The following is a 12,886-nucleotide window of genomic DNA, read 5'->3' on the forward strand; positions in this document are numbered from 1 at the left end:
GGCTCACGGGATTTCGATTTCGGTGTTGGACAGGCAGCTGAAGTAGCTCACGTCCCATTCCTCGGGGACTTCGCTCCGGAGCCGCCGGGCCAGTGCCCAGCCGCGCTCGTCGAAGCGACGTTCGGCCTCGTCCGACGGGAACGCGGACGAGGCCGGGTCGGCCCAGTTCATGGTGGCTTCCCATTCGTCCTGCCACGCGGAGAGGTCGCGAGCCAGTTCCGCGCTCAATCCCAGCTCCGGCGAAGCCGGGTCGACAGGGGTGGGCACGTCGTGGGTGTACGGATTGAAGTACCACAGCGGGCCGGCGCTCCATTCCGCCATGACCTTGATCGACCGCCACTGGATCTCCGGCCGTTCCGCGGGAAGCGACTTCCGGCGAGTGGGCCAGGAGAACATGTCCGAGATCCGGTGCCAATCCCAGAAACTGACGGGCCGCTGAGGCTCCCGCGCATTCACTCCGGCAGGCCTTCCTCGCCGATGTGCTCGTGCGGGAAGAATTGGCGCTGCGGAGGAGGGGGAGGCGGCGGGAGCGTCAGCTGCCGTGCCTCGGCCAGGAATTTCCTCACCGGCACGAAGAACTCATCGGTCTTGCCTGTTTCGTCTTCCCCGGGACGCGACCATTTTCGGCACTTGATCGGACCAGCCGAGGAAGTGAACGCGTCGGCCACGCGTTCGTGCTGACTCAGCGTTCCGGCCTTTCTCAGGGCAGTTTCGGAACAGCGGGTCCCAGCTGAGCACGACGGCGCGCATCTCCGGATCGACGAGGTGCTCCCGCACCTCCCCGGCGAGCTTGATCAGCTGCCTGACCCGATGCGGCCGGGCGATCTCCGGAGTGGACAACCTCGTCCATCCCGGACTCAGCCGCTCGCACTCCTCGATCCGCGCGGGCGTGAGCACAGCCGCGATCCGCCGGATGGCGTCCTCCGGAGCATACCCGTTGCCCGGAAAGGGGAATCCGGATCCCGCGAGCCCGATCGACAGGAACAACTGCCGGTTCAGCAGCTCGTCCGCCTCGATCAGGCTGTGTTCCTCCACGTGCGAAAGCACGTCGCGGGCCGCGCGCAGATACCGTTCTTTCTCCTCCTCCGACCAGGGCGGGTGGTCGAGCCCGTGCCCATCGGAACCGAGGAGGCTCCACAGCCCGTCGAACAGCAGCGTGAGCAACCCGCTCCAGCCCCAAGGATGTGTTCCGTCCGGCAGCCGTCCCCCGCCGATCCGCCACTCGAACCGCTCCCGCGACGACAACCGGCTCAACCGCGGGAGCTCCGGCCAGCTCAACTCGGGATGTTCCGCATCGAATCCCGGCAGCCGGCCACGTCCGGCGGCACGTCGTCGACCGGCAGGCCGGACCGCTCCAGCAGAACCAGGCAGACCCCGAGAAACCCGCGCGCCAACTCCCGGTACACATGATGAGTCATCACCGAGCCGTCGAGCTCGTCCGGACGAACACGGCGAGCCGGGGCGGATCGACGTAGTAGTAATCGGCGGCCATCGCACTCAGCCCGGCATCGCTGATGTTCAGATCGAAGTTGTCCGCGAGCGTCACCGCCATGTTCACGAACAACCGGCCGACCCGGAGCGCCGGACTCCAGACGACCTCGTCGCCGACAGCGAAGATGTAGCTCATTCGGTCCCCCAGCAAAGTTCGCCGACGCCATTGTGGTACGGAACCAAGTCCCACAACGACTTCGCTGCGCGCCGCACTGCCGTTACCGTCGGCCGCAAGACATCTCCGCTGAGCCTGAGCGTCACGATCGCATCGGCAGCGGCGACGCGAGCTCGCTCGTCGCCTGGAGAGCTTTTCAGGATTGTCTCCAAATAGGACTCCGAAATCAGCGGGGCGACTACGGAGAACTCAAGCTGACAGCCCACGTTCGCGGACACCCAGCCTTCGCCTTCGCGGCGGTCCCCAACCGGCAACGCCGCGGTCAGCGCTTCGAATCCGGCGGCAGCGCTCAGTCCGCCGGTCCGGCAGTACAGCTGGATTTCCCGCGCCATCGGACCGCGGGCCGAGAAGCCTTCCGCCGCCGCCAGCCGCCGCAACGCCGCACGCACCTCGGCGAGCAGCTGCTCATCCGTCACGTCGCCAGGATCGCGCAGCGCCGGATCGATCGGATAGTCCTCCAGCACGAAGAACAAGTAGTCCAAGACCTCGTAGAACGGGGTCTGCAACCGTTCCCCTCGTTCGGTGGACAGCCGCCAAGCCGCACCCCAGGTCCGGGAGAACTCCGGCCCGGACAACTCCCGGCGGACCAACGACTCCATCGCGGCCAGCTGCCGCGCCACGCCGGAATCAGCGGGCACTTCGCTCCGCTTGGCCCATACCGGCGCCAGGGGCGGGTATTCCGCCGCGATGCCGGGCAGCTCCGGATACCGCCCGGCATCGCCGTGCCACGCGCCCGAACCCGGCCCGGGCACGGTCGACACCGCCGGGAGCGGCACCGGCGAGGAACGACGAGGTGCCCGCCACCAGCACGTATCCCCCGCCGCTGGCGAGAACCGCGCCGGACAGGTCAGGAACGGCGAACAGCACCGGGACCCCGCCCGGTTCCAGCTCCGAAACCGGCAGCCGTACCGGAACCGCTCCCGGATCGAGACCGCAGCGCAGCACCTCGTCTGCGCCCACGAGCCGCGCGCCCGCGCGCAACCGGTCGAGCACCACATTGTCCACTCCGGACGGAGCAACCACCGGAATGACGGCTTTTCCTTGCGCGGCAAGCCATTCATCAGCGAACCGCCGGGGTCCGGCGAGGACGAGAGCCACCGGGATGCTCTCAGCCGCGAAGCCGGGAGCATCCCCGCCGTCACCGGTCACAACGCGTCGAGGTCCACTGCGAAACCGGAACCGTCATCGTAGGGAACCACGTCCCACAACGACTTCGCCGCGCGCCAGACCGCCGACACCGCCGACCACGAGACTTCCCCGCTCAGCGTGAGCGTCGCTACCGCGTCCGAGGCGCCGACCCGGCCCGACTCGTCGCTCGGAGCCAGCTCGGCGATCATCGCGGCAACCACCGGAGTGCCCGCGGAGAACTCGAGCTGACAGCCGTCGCCCACCTCCGCGGAAACCCAGCCTTCTCCGCTGTGCCGGTTCTCGACCGGCACAGCCGCGCCCTCGGTCAGTGCCGCGAAGCCCGCGGCGGCGGCCACCCCGCCGGTCTTGCAGTACAGGTGGATCTCATACGCCATCCGCGCACCCCGCCGTCATGGAGCGTTCCTCACCACATTGATAATGAATCCGTACGTCGCTTGCAGGTAGGCGTCTTTGGCCTGCTGCGCGGCATTGTAGGACGAACCGCCGGTCTTGGCTTCGACATAACCGAGCAGCTTGCCGTCCTTGTCCCAAACCCCGAGGTCGAACGTCCGCGTGCCGTACGGGGTCGTGAACGTCAAGGCCGCCTTGTTCTCGCCGTCGGTGACGACGGTCCGGCCCTTGCTCCGGAGGAACGCCGCCACGTCGTCGCGGAACCCGTCGCCGACGGCCTTGTTCAGCAGAACCTGGACCTGCGGCCCGTCGAGGTCCTTGATCACGCCCTTCGCGTCGACGACGAACCGGACGCACGCCGCGTTGTGCACCAGCACCGGCTTGTCGCCGGCGTACACGAAGTAGGTGTGCAGGCCGTCGACGGTGAGGTTGTAGACCTTCGCCTCCGCCTGGCGGACGGCGATCCCGGTGACGGGCACCGTCGTGCCGTCCGCGACGGTCAGCCGGTCGCCCGGAGCCAGGTCCGCGGCGTCGCGCCAGCGCTGTGCCGCACCGACCCAGAACGGATGGGTCGCCGTCGCCTCGACGGTGCCCCCGCCCGCGGAAACCGAGACCAGGTCCTTGCGTCCCTCGCCGACGATGAGACCAGTGACAGTGCGATTGCCGGCACGTCCGGTCAACGGGTCGGCGGCGCGCACCGAGTCGCCGACGCGCACCTGGCCGATCGGTCTCTTCGACCCGTCGCCCATCAGCACCGGCGTGCCGGGAAGGAAGCTGTTCGCGCAGGCCGCTCCCGTGCCGAAGAGGACGTCCTTGGCCTTCTGGATGATCTTCTGCGCCCGCTCGGACTCCGCGAGGAACTTGCCGATCCCGCTGCCGATCCGCCAGAGCGCACGGCCGACCTCGAACGCCTTCGTGAAGGCCACCCCGAGCGAGGCGAGGTCGATCGCGCCCATCAGGCAGTTCATGAAGCTCGGATCGCTGATGCACGCCTTGATGCCGCCGATGAACAGATCGACCAGGATCTGGCCGCCGTTCTCGATGATCCAGTCGATGACGCTCTTGTTCGCGGTATCGAGCGCCTGGTGGTACTGGTCGACGAGTTCCTGGCCGCCCGCCGCTCGGAGCGCGTCGTCGTCGGCGGCGCTCGGAGCCCCGCTGGGTCGCTTGTCGTCCTCGGCGCGACGCTGGGCCTCTTCCTGACGCTGCTTCTCCGACGCGATCCGCTTGGCGTCCGCGGCGGCCGCCGCGGCTTCGTCCGCGTCCTTCCCCGCCGCGACCGCTGAGGCCCGGGCTTGTTCGGCGTACTGGTTCGCAGCCGCCGCGGCTTGCCCCGCTCGCGACGCGGAACTGCGAGCCTGCGCCGCTTGGTGCGCCGCCGTCTGCGCGTCCCGCCCCGCGTTCTGCGCCGCCGAACGGGCCTGCCGCGCCGATTCCGCCGCTTCGTCGGCGGACCGCTGAGCGTCCGCGGCCGATTGGGCGGCCTGCGCGGCATAGGTCTTGGCGTCGTTGGCCTGCTTGTCCGCTTCGGCAGCGGCCTTGGTCGCGTCCTCGGCCGCGTTGTTGGCCCGCGCAGCGGCTTCGGCGGCCTTCGCGGCGTTGAACCGGGCGGTGGCGGCGATACTCGCCGCTTCAGTCACGAAGCGGTGGACATCCGCGGCGTGAGTCGTGGTGTCGATATCCCGTTGCTGCGCCGTGAATTTCTCGGTCTGCAAGAACTTTCGCAGATACGACGTCGGACCGGCCAGCGCCGCTTCCGCGGCTGCCTTCACTTCCGGGCCGCCCGCGGTCATCGCCGCGCTCACCGCGATCCGGTCGTCGTGCACCGCCGCGACGTACTGGCCGGTGCGCAGGAATTCCGCGACATCGGCGGGAGTCCCGTTCAGCGCCCGGTTCGCTGCCTCCTTGGTCGCCGGGCCGCCGTTGTTCAGGATCAGCTGGGCCGCGACCCGGTCGTCGTCCGTCTTTCCGGGGTAGTCCCGCGTCCGGAGGAACTCCGCGACGTCGAGCGGCGAACCGGCGAAGGCGGCCGTGGCGGCGTTCTTGAACCGCGTGTTGTCCGAGGCGTCGCCGAGAGTGGCCACGCTCGCCCGGTCGTCCTGCGTCGTCGCGTTAGGCAGGTCTGAGTTCAGGAACTGCCGCAGCCCGGCCTCGTCCCCGCCCAGTGCCGCGGCGGCCGCCGCCTTCGTCCACGGGCCGCCGGTCTCCAGGAGCTCGACCGCGGCCTTCCGGATGTCCAGGACCACCGTGTCCGCAGGCGTTTCCGGCTTCGCGGCCTCGTCGAGCAGACGTTGGGTCTCCGCTGACCGCTTGGCCGCCTCCCCCGCCTTCCACTCCGCCGAGGACGTACGGTCCGCCTCGACGCTCTTAGCTTCTTCCGCATCGGCGACAGCCGCGTCCTTCTGGGCTTCCAACCGAGCCGCGTCCGCATCGCGGGAGGTCTTCTCCAGCTGGGCTGCCTGGTTGGCCGCCGTCGTCGCGGTGTTCGCCGACACCTGTGCGGCATCGGCGTACTTCTTTGCCTCAGCGGCATCCTTCTTCGCCTCGTCGGCCGCAGCCGCGGCCCGGTCGGCCGCTGCTGCCGCCGCATCCGCGTGTGCTGCCGACGCGTTCGCCGCATCACGGGATTCGCGCGCTGCCGCAGCAGCCTCGCCCGCCAACGCTTCCGCTCGGTTCGCCGCGCGGTTCGCCCGGGCCGCAGCGGCTTTGGCAGTCGCAGCCGCCTGTTCGGCCTGGCGAGCGTCAGCCCCGGCCGACCTCGCGTAACCCGCTGCCTGGCTGGCCGCTGCCGCCGCCGCATCCGCGTTGGCAGACGCGCTCCGCGCCGCACCCGAAGCCGTGCCCGACGCCTCTGCCGCACGTCCGGCCGCGTCCGCGGCAGCCGCCGCAGTACGCGCGCCCTCAGCAACATTCCGGGCGTCTACCGCAGCTTTACGAGCCTCAGCCGCATGCGCACCATCGGCCGCCGCGTTCGAAGCCGCGTTGTACGCCCGTGCGCAAGCCTGCTCAGCCAACGACGCGGCCGCCGCAGCCTGTGCAGCCGCATTCGCCGCGACACGAGACGCACGGTTGGCCTCCGCAGCCGCACCGATCGCAGTCTTCGCCGCCTCAGCCGCACCGCGCGCCGCTGAAGCAGCGCGTGCGGCCGCGCCAGCCGCCTGTACCGAAGAATCCTTAGCCTTCTCGGTTTCGTCGCGTGCCTGCTCCGCAGCTTCCCTCGCTCGCTGCGCAGCCTGGATCGCCCGCTCCGCGGCTTCCTGCGCCTGCTTGGTCTGAGCCGCAGCCTGCTCGCCAGCAGCCCGGGCGAGGTCGGCGAGGTGCGCGACAGACGCGGTCTCCTGGTCCCGCTCCGCCGCGAGTGCGTACCCGGTTTCCAGGAACGCCCGCACGTCCTCGACGGTCCCGCTCAGCGCCCGGTTCGCCGCCTTCTTGACCTCCGGCCCGCCGGTGGTCAGCAGCTGGGTGACCTTGATCCGGTCGTCGTCGTTCTGCGCCCGCTGGCGGCCGGATTCGAGGAACTTGCGGACGTCCTCCTCGGTGCCGCTGAGCGCTTGCTGCCCGGCGACCCGCACCCAATGCCCGCCAGTGGAGATATAGCGCGAAACCTGGGCGCGGTCGTCGTCGCGCCACGGACCCTGCCATCCGGTGGCGAGGAACGCGCGCACGTCCGCCGCGGTGCCGCTCAGGGCCGCTTGCGCCGCCCGCTGCAGGCCCGGCCCGGCGACGGTCAGCAGCTGGCTGGTCTTGATCCGGTCGTCGTGTTCGGCGGAGACATCCTTGCCCTTGCCCAGAAAAGTGCGGACCTCGTCGTCCGAACCGGTGAGCGCCGCGGCCGCGGCCTGCTTCGTGGCCGGGCCGCCCGCCTGCCACAGCGCGACGACCTGTGCCCGTTCGCTCGGCCCGGCCGGTTCGGCGGCCCGCGCGGGCACCGTCACCGCTCCCGAAGCCACCGCCGCGACCAGCGTGGTCACCATCGCGGCCCGCGCTCTTCGCGCGGCCGATTTCCAGATTCGCACCCGCCCTGCCCTCCCGTGCGTACGACGAAGTGATTGCCGGACAGGGAACGAAAGGGCAGCGAGAAAGGAAAAGAAAGGCATGCGCCGCACCGCTCGAATCCCCCGAGACTGGACGGAAATTAGCAGAACGCCGATATCGCCGGTAAGCGGCAATCGGGTGTCAGCCGCCTTCGCACCGATCAGCGGGACATCCCGCCGGGCACTCGTTGACCGCCCCCTGGAACCATCGCTAAAGTCCCGTTCGTGTCCGCTCGGGGTCGGACGCACTTTCGTCACTCTAATGCCGCAGTGCAGCGGACTTCGTCACGTCCGATTACGACCTCAGGGGGAATCAATGCGCACGCGCCTGCTCGGGCTCGCCGCCGTCGTCGCTTCAGGGACCGCCTTCGCCCTGGCCGGCACGGCGCACGCCGACGACACGCCGCCGCCGATCGTCGAGGACTACGCCTACCCCGGCGCGGCGCAGATCTTCCAGGACCGGGCCATCAAGCTGATCAGCGGCGACGGGCACATCCTGCTGGCCAAGTGCGGCAGCGAGGCGAACATGGTCGAGGTGCACGCCTACAACTCGGCCGACCACGACGCGGACCCCGGCCACTACTGCTTCCGGATCACCGGCGCCACCGGCCATCTGCGCATGGAGGTGCCCTACGCCTACCAGGCCTGGGCGGGCGGCCACACCGCGCAGGCCACCGTCGCGGCCAGCGGCAAGAACACCACGATCCCGCTGGTCAAAGACGGCTGGACCGGCATCGGCGAGGGCACCGGGACCGATCCGGCCACTCTCTTGGAACTGAACACCTCTTCCTGATGATTCGGACGCCGCTATTCGCCGCCGTCCGCACTCGGGACGACGGCGAATAGCGGCGTACGCCTTTTCTCTTCCGCGCCAGCGCGGCAATCCGCATTCGCGGCGGACCGCCGCGCGCGGCCCCGGTTCCGGAATCTTGAGAGGGAAATTTAGTGCGCCCGAAAAATGGCAGACCCGGCGCGGCGTCCGCAGTCGCCGCGCTCCTCGTGACCACCGCTCTCGGCACCGCCGCCCCCGCCTCCGCGATTTCCGGCGGAACCGCCGTCCCGACGGGCTCCCACCCTTATCTCGCCCGAGTCAGCACCGCGACCAAGGCCTGCTCCGGCGTTCTGGTCGATCCTTCCTGGATCCTGACCTCCGCCACCTGCCTCACCCCTGGCGACCTGGGCAAACCCACTGAGCCCGCGACTGTCGTGGTCGGCGACGCCGACCTCGGCTCCGGCTCCGGGAAGTCCGCCAAGGTCGCGAAAGTCGTCCGCCGGGCCGATCGCGACATCGTGCTCGCGAAGCTCGACGTTCCCGCCACCGGCGTCGCCCTCGCGACCGTGAGCGGCACCGCCGCGCAGCCGGGGGAAACCTTGCAGCTGGCGGGTTTCGGCCGCACCGCGACCGAATGGGTGCCCGCCCGGCCGCGGATCGCGCCGTTCGCCGTCGTCAGCGGCACCGGCTCGACAGTCGTGACCAAGTCCGCGGACGGGGCCGACACGTGCCTCGGCGACGCCGGCGGCCCGGCGTTCCGGACGTCCGGGCAGAGTGCCGAAGTCGTTGCCCTGCACAGTGTTTCCTGGCAGCACGGCTGCCTTACGGTCACCGAAACCCGCCAGGGCAGCTACGAAACCCGCGTCGACGACCTCGGCGACTGGATCCGCCAGCACGTCGTCCCGACCCCGGTGTCCTGCCCGGGCGGCGCGGTCGTCTGGGGCGCCCGGGCCGACGCCACGCTCTGGCGCTACACCCACCACGACCCGATCGGCGGCACGCTCGGCTGGACGGTGCCGAGCAACGACATCGGCCAGGGCTGGGACGGGCGGACGATCGCGGGCAAGGCGGGCACGATCTGGGACATCCACCGCAACCACGGCGCGGGCGACCCGTTCGGCACCGGCATCCTCAAGCGCTGGGTGTACTCGCCTGCCACCGGCTGGAGCGGCAACAACGAGGTCGGCAGCGGCTGGGAGCGCTACCTGACCCCGGAATACCGCAACCGGGTCACCGTGGACGAGCAGGGCCGGATCTTCATGATCGACGACCAGGCCCGGCTGAAGGTCTACGTGTGGAACGACGCGGCGAACACCTGGGTCAACGGCAACGGCGACGTCGTCGACACCGGCTGGGGCGGGTTCGACTCGATCACCGCGGCCGGCGACGGCGTGCTCTACGCGCGCAAGCCGAACGGCGACCTGTTCCGGTTCAAGTACGACTTCGCGACCGCCAAATGGACCCAGCGGAACAAGCCTTCGGGCGTCGGCTGGCAGATCTTCAGCGAGATCTTCTCGCCGGGCGCGGACATCCTGTACGGCCGCGGCAGCTACGGCAAGGACCCATGGGGCAGCCAGGAGAGCCCAGTACTGCGCTGGTACCGCTTCTCCGACAACACCGACACGTGGGCGCCGTCCGGCCCGGACGGCGCGGGCGTCATCGTCGGCTCCGGCTGGAACACCGAGATCCACGTAACCGCGGCTCCCGATTCCTGCAAGCTCGCCAGCTGATCTCTCCAAGGAAGAAACCATGAACCTGCGCTCGAAATCCGCCGCGGTCGCGGCCGTAGTCGCGGCGGCCGGTCTGGCGACCGCGCTGCCCGCGTCGGCCGTTTCCGGTGGCACCACAGCGAAACTGAGTTTCGCGGCCAAGCTCACCGCCGACGGACGCGCCTGCAGCGGCGCGCTCGTGGAGCCCACGCTGGTCCTCACCGCCGCGAGTTGCTTCCCCGAAAACCCCCAAGGCGGCACGCCCACGAAGCCGACCACCGTCACCGTCGGCGGGCACACCGCCAAGGTGGCCGCGCTGATCACCCGGACTGACCGCGACGTCGCGCTGGCCCGGCTCGACACCACGATCACCGATGCCGCCCCGCTGAAACTCCCTGCCACCGCGGGGATCCCGGCCGGCGAGGTGTCCTTGGCTGGCTGGGGCCGGACGTCCACCGAATGGCTTCCGGCCGATGCCAGCGTCGCGAAGTTCACCGTCTCGGCCAGCACCGCGACGTCGGTCTCCCTCACCGGAGCCAACGGTGCCGACGCGTGCAAGGGTGACGCGGGCGGCCCGGTTTACAGTCAGGACAACGTCGCCGTCGCCGTCGCGGGCGCGTCGTGGCAGCACGGCTGTCTCGGCGAAACCCAGACCCGCCAGGGCACGAACGGCGCCCGCGTCGACGACCTGACCGGCTGGATCCACCAGCAGACGATCGTCGGCTCGGCCAAGGCGGTCGGCCACGGCGTGACCGTGTCGTGGACCCCGCTGGCCGCGTCCGACAACGCGACCTACTCCGTCTACGCCAACTCCGCCGGGCCGGCCAAGGCGGTGCCGGAACAACTGGTCGGCACTACCGCCGAAACGTCGCTGGTGCACTCCGCCGCCGCTCGGCGAAACTGGTCGTACCTGGTCGTTTCCTCGACCGGCGTCGCCAGCCCGGCCTTCACCGCGAAGACCGGGAACCGCTCGCTGACCGACTTCACCGGCGACGGCAAGGCGGACATCGCGACCTTCGTCCGGGGCAGCGAAGGCAGCGTCTTCGTCGCGAACTCGGACGGCGGCCAGTTCGTCGGCCGCAGCGTCAAGTGGCACGACCGGTTCTCCGTCGGCGATGAGATCCCGCTGACCGGCGACTTCAACGGAGACGGCAAGGCAGACGTCGCCACCTTCACCCGAGGCGACACCGGCGACGTCTACGTCGCGCTGTCGGACAGCACCAAGTTCAACGGCAACGGCGTGCTGTGGCAGGACGATTTCGGCCACAACGACGACCGCCTCGCAGTCGGCGACTTCAACGGAGACGGCAAGGACGACATCGCCGCCTTCACCACGCGCGGCGCGGTCTACGTCGCACTCTCCGACGGCACCAAATTCGGCCCGGCCCAGGTGTGGCACACGGGATTCGGCTTCGGCGCCGAGGTCCCGATGGTCGGCGACTTCAACGGCGACGGCAAGGACGACATCGTCACCTTCACCCGAGGCGACACCGCGGATGTCTACGTCGCGCTGTCGGACGGGTCGAAGTTCACTGGCGCCAGCGTCAAATGGCACGACAACTTCGCCTTCAACGACGAAATCCCCGCCATCGGCGACTTCAACGGCGACGGCAAAGATGACATCGCCGTCTTCACCCGCGGGGCCGCCGGGGACGTCTTCGTCGCGCTGTCGGACGGCACGAGGTTCACCGGCACCAGCGTCAAATGGCACGACAACTTCGCCTTCAACGACGAAATCCCCGCCATCGGCGACTTCAACGGCGACGGCAAGGACGACATCGCCACCTTCACCCGAGGCTCCGCCGGAGACGTCTTCGTGTCCCTTTCCGACGGTGGCCAGTTCACCGGCATCAGCGTGAAGTGGCACGACAACTTCGCGTTCAACAACGAAGTCCCCGCCCCGAGAGCGATCACCGCACTGTAGACAGTCCGTGAGGGGAACCCTGAGGGAATCAGATTCCCTCAGGGTTCCCCTCACGGCGTTACGGAAGCCCCAGTACGGGAAACTCCTCCTCCGCGGCGAGCAACGCCGCCACCGCCTCCGCCAGCTGCGCGTACGCGATCCCCTCGATCCGGAACAGCAACCGGTTCCCGCTCGAATGATCCGCGACCGCGACGCCCTCCGCCTCGACCCACCCGTCCGCCTCGACGGTCACGGTCAGGTCCAGCCAGTCCTCCAGCGACGTCAGCCGCGCGCTGCCCCCGGATTCCGGGCAGGCAGCCAGCTCCTGCCGAAACGCCTGCAATTCGTTGGCCCGCAACCCGGCGTCCAGCCGCGCGGTGAACCCGCCGGACACGATCTCGATCGGGCTGATCAGCCAGTTCCCGTCCCAGAAATCGTTTGCGCCGGGATGCATCCGCCCGCGCACCGCGATCACCAGCCGGTCGCCGCGAGCCGCGCCGAACGTCACCGTCTGCATCCCACTCCCCGATAGCTCTCGCGTGCCGCTCGCACTGCCAGCATAAGCAGTCCACGAGCGAGGGAGCCCCGATGCCCGGCTTGGTCGAACTGGCCTACACCACCGGCGGAGGCGTCGTCGGCGCCGCGCTGACGAACTACCTCGCCAAGGTCCAGGAACGCCGCCAGCTCCGCGCCGAGGTATACCGCGGGCTCGAAGCGACCTGCGCGATCTCCGGCGGCGTGCACGACATCCGGATCGGCCTGCCTCCGAACACCGCGGCCAGCCGGAAGTCCCTAGCCGACGCACTCGGCATCGTCGCCGTCCTCGAAGACGGAACGGACGCCCACCGCGCCCTCCACGAGGCCCTGTCCGAACTGCTCATCGCGGTCCTGGTCGCCGGAATCCCCCGCCGAGTCGCCGATTTCGCCGGCGGCGCGCACGAACGCGTCTTGGAAAGCGCCGTCGTAGCAACCGTCGACCGACGCCTCGGCGACATCCCCGACGACATCCCCGACCAACTCGCCCAGACGTACCGCGCCGAAACCACCAGCCTCCTGCTCGCCGTCCTCTGGCACCCCTGGCGAGCCCGGCTCCGGGTCCGCGGCCGGATCCGCGAACTCCGCGTCGCCGTGCACGCGCTGCACCTTCAGCAGGAAGCCGCCATCGCCGCACTCACCCGTCCGGAGCAATCCGAGACCCGCCACCGGCGTCTTGACCCGGACGGCACCCTCCGCGAAACGTGGATCGAAGACCGACTTCCGTAG

Annotated in this window: 13 protein-coding genes; 4 read left to right on the forward strand and 9 right to left on the reverse strand. The window is 69.6% G+C overall.

The genetic code is table 11. The features are described from left to right. Positions 1-3 precede the first annotated feature (3 nt). The 8 genes from ACZ7SW_RS44035 to ACZ7SW_RS44070 form a co-directional block, all read right to left on the reverse strand. Positions 4-396 carry a hypothetical protein gene (locus ACZ7SW_RS44035; RefSeq protein WP_470236324.1) on the reverse strand — a complete coding sequence of 131 codons (393 nt, stop codon included), beginning with the start codon at positions 394-396 and terminating at the stop codon, positions 4-6. Between the two features lie 183 nt (positions 397-579). Beyond that, a complete protein-coding gene (locus ACZ7SW_RS44040; protein ID WP_470236325.1) occupies positions 580-1,278 on the reverse strand; it encodes a hypothetical protein in 699 nt (232 codons plus the stop codon). Continuing rightward, the gene (locus ACZ7SW_RS44045; protein ID WP_470236326.1) at positions 1,275-1,418 is read right to left on the reverse strand and encodes a hypothetical protein; all 144 of its coding nucleotides are present in this window, start codon (positions 1,416-1,418) and stop codon (positions 1,275-1,277) included. The genes ACZ7SW_RS44040 and ACZ7SW_RS44045 overlap by 4 nt, the downstream gene beginning before the upstream one ends. Then, positions 1,418-1,627 carry a DUF6086 family protein gene (locus ACZ7SW_RS44050; protein WP_470236327.1) on the reverse strand — a complete coding sequence of 70 codons (210 nt, stop codon included), beginning with the start codon at positions 1,625-1,627 and terminating at the stop codon, positions 1,418-1,420. Before ACZ7SW_RS44050 ends, ACZ7SW_RS44045 begins: the two co-directional genes overlap by 1 nt. Then, positions 1,624-2,304, reverse strand: coding sequence for a colicin immunity domain-containing protein (locus ACZ7SW_RS44055; RefSeq protein ID WP_470236328.1), 681 nt, complete (start codon positions 2,302-2,304; stop codon positions 1,624-1,626). Before ACZ7SW_RS44055 ends, ACZ7SW_RS44050 begins: the two co-directional genes overlap by 4 nt. Continuing rightward, complete coding sequence (locus ACZ7SW_RS44060) at positions 2,294-2,764, reverse strand: hypothetical protein (RefSeq protein WP_470236329.1); 471 nt, start codon at positions 2,762-2,764, stop codon at positions 2,294-2,296. The genes ACZ7SW_RS44055 and ACZ7SW_RS44060 overlap by 11 nt, the downstream gene beginning before the upstream one ends. A gap of 47 nt (positions 2,765-2,811) precedes the next feature. After that, on the reverse strand, positions 2,812-3,189 hold the full coding sequence (locus tag ACZ7SW_RS44065) for a hypothetical protein (RefSeq protein ID WP_470236330.1): 378 nt from the start codon (positions 3,187-3,189) through the stop codon (positions 2,812-2,814). A gap of 15 nt (positions 3,190-3,204) precedes the next feature. Beyond that, positions 3,205-7,221 carry a polymorphic toxin-type HINT domain-containing protein gene (locus tag ACZ7SW_RS44070; RefSeq protein WP_470236331.1) on the reverse strand — a complete coding sequence of 1,339 codons (4,017 nt, stop codon included), beginning with the start codon at positions 7,219-7,221 and terminating at the stop codon, positions 3,205-3,207. A gap of 334 nt (positions 7,222-7,555) precedes the next feature. Here ACZ7SW_RS44070 and ACZ7SW_RS44075 point away from each other — a divergent pair, with 334 nt between their 5' ends. The 3 genes from ACZ7SW_RS44075 to ACZ7SW_RS44085 all read left to right on the forward strand — a co-directional run bounded on the left by ACZ7SW_RS44075 (position 7,556) and on the right by ACZ7SW_RS44085 (position 11,644). Beyond that, positions 7,556-8,032 (forward strand): hypothetical protein, encoded by a 477-nt coding sequence (locus ACZ7SW_RS44075; protein ID WP_470236332.1) that lies wholly within the window; start codon positions 7,556-7,558, stop codon positions 8,030-8,032. A gap of 152 nt (positions 8,033-8,184) precedes the next feature. Beyond that, positions 8,185-9,741: a tachylectin-related carbohydrate-binding protein gene (locus tag ACZ7SW_RS44080; protein WP_470236333.1), complete on the forward strand. Its 1,557-nt coding sequence runs from the start codon at positions 8,185-8,187 to the stop codon at positions 9,739-9,741. 19 nt (positions 9,742-9,760) lie between these two features. Then, entirely contained in the window at positions 9,761-11,644 is a 1,884-nt protein-coding gene (locus tag ACZ7SW_RS44085; protein ID WP_470236334.1) for an FG-GAP-like repeat-containing protein, read from the forward strand. 58 nt (positions 11,645-11,702) lie between these two features. On the opposite strand, the gene ACZ7SW_RS44090 is transcribed toward ACZ7SW_RS44085, so the two are convergent. Next, complete coding sequence (locus ACZ7SW_RS44090) at positions 11,703-12,140, reverse strand: WapI family immunity protein (RefSeq protein ID WP_470236335.1); 438 nt, start codon at positions 12,138-12,140, stop codon at positions 11,703-11,705. A 71-nt stretch (positions 12,141-12,211) separates the two neighbouring features. On the opposite strand from ACZ7SW_RS44090, the gene ACZ7SW_RS44095 reads away from it, so the two are divergent. Next, positions 12,212-12,886 carry a hypothetical protein gene (locus ACZ7SW_RS44095; protein WP_470236336.1) on the forward strand — a complete coding sequence of 225 codons (675 nt, stop codon included), beginning with the start codon at positions 12,212-12,214 and terminating at the stop codon, positions 12,884-12,886.

It is taken from the genome of Amycolatopsis sp. NPDC114484 (assembly GCF_055633755.1).